This window comes from Rhizobacter sp. P2_H2 (genome assembly GCF_056403375.1).
On the sequence record NZ_JBFUFP010001224.1, the window covers coordinates 1 to 1,488 of the forward strand.

The 1,488-nt window shown below is 71.2% G+C and carries 2 protein-coding genes; one reads left to right on the forward strand and one right to left on the reverse strand.

The annotated features are described in order from the left end of the window. Positions 1-1,287, forward strand: a 1,287-nt coding sequence (locus tag AC1D15_RS31795) for an ATP-binding protein (protein WP_477829192.1), incomplete at its 5' end; no start/stop codon positions are given. On the opposite strand, the gene AC1D15_RS31800 is transcribed toward AC1D15_RS31795, so the two are convergent. Beyond that, positions 1,247-1,488: response regulator transcription factor (locus AC1D15_RS31800; RefSeq protein ID WP_477829193.1), on the reverse strand; the 242-nt coding region annotated here is incomplete at its 5' end. The two genes, AC1D15_RS31795 and AC1D15_RS31800, sit on opposite strands and share 41 nt — an antisense overlap.

Sequence of the window (1,488 nt, forward strand, 5' to 3'; positions counted from 1 at the left end):
GTCGTGCCGCAGCCGCTGGACCTGGTGGCGATGCTCGGCCAGGTGGATGCGCTGATGCGCGTGCAGGCGCATGCGAAGGGCCTGCAGCTGCAGGTGAGCATCGCGCCCGACGTGCCGCCCTGGGTCAGCGCCGACGCGACGCGGCTGAAGCAGATCCTGTTCAACCTGCTGAGCAACGCACTGAAGTTCTCGAACGCCGGCATGGTGAGCCTGGCGGTGACGCGGCATGCCGATGGTGCGCTGCTGTTCAGCGTGGTCGACACCGGCATCGGCATGGATGCCGCGATGCTCGCCCGCCTGTTCCAACGCTTTTCGCAGGGCGACGACACCACCTCGCGCCGGCATGGCGGTGCCGGCCTGGGGCTGGAGATCTCGCGCAGCCTGGCGCGGCTGATGGGCGGCGACATCGCGGCCAGCAGCCAGGCGGGTGTCGGCAGCCGCTTCGTCGTGACGCTGCCGCTGCCGGCGATCGAGCCGCCGCGCGGCACGACACCCGGCGCGACGTCGGACGGTGCCGCAGCGACGCAGCCGATGCGCGTGCTGGTGGCTGAGGACCATCCGGTGAACCGCGCCTACCTGGAAGCGGTGCTCGACAAGCTGGGGCACCAGGCGGTGTTCACCGAGAACGGCGAGCAGGCGGTGCGGGCGGTGCAGGCGCAGGAGTTCGACATCGTGCTGATGGACCTGCACATGCCGTTGATGGACGGCTTCGCGGCAGCGCGTGCGATCCGCGCGATGCCGCTGCCGAAGGGCGAGCTGCCGATCATCGCGTTGACGGCCGACGCGTTCCAGGAATCGCAGGAGCGAGCCCGCCAGGCCGGCATGAACGGTTTCCTGACGAAGCCGGCGCACCTGCCGCAGCTGCGCGAGGTGCTGGGGCGCTACGGCCAGCACCCCTCGACGGTCTTCACGGCGATCGACGGCAGCAGTGCAGCGGCACCGGCCTCGCCGCTCGACCAGGCGACGGTCGACAACGTCAGCGTCGCGCTCTCGCCGGCCAAGTATGCGGAGCTGCTGGCCCGCTTCTTCAGCCTGCACAGCGGCACGCTGCAAGCGCTGCGGCAGACGCAGGGCCGGCGCGACCGCGAGAGCATCCGCAGCCAGGCGCATGCGCTGAAGGGCGCGGCGCTGAGCCTGGGGCTGCGCAGCGTGRCCGAGACCGCGACGCGATTGCAGGAGGCGGCCGCGGACGACGCGACAACGCCGATCGAGCCGCTGCTCGACGAGCTCGACCGGCACATGGGGATCACGCGGGATCTGTGCGTGAAACTGGGATTGCTGGGGTAGCCCGCCACCGCGCCGCCGCCTGCCCGCGCGTATCCACCCCCAGCTTGCCGAGGATGTTCGCCACGTGCCGCTTCACCGTGTGCGGGCTCAGGTCGAGCTCGCGCGCGATCAGCTTGTTGCCGTCGCCGGCGGCCATGCGTTCCAGCACCTCGCGCTCGCGGTCGCTCAGGCCACCGAGCGAATCCGCACGCGTCCGCGGCG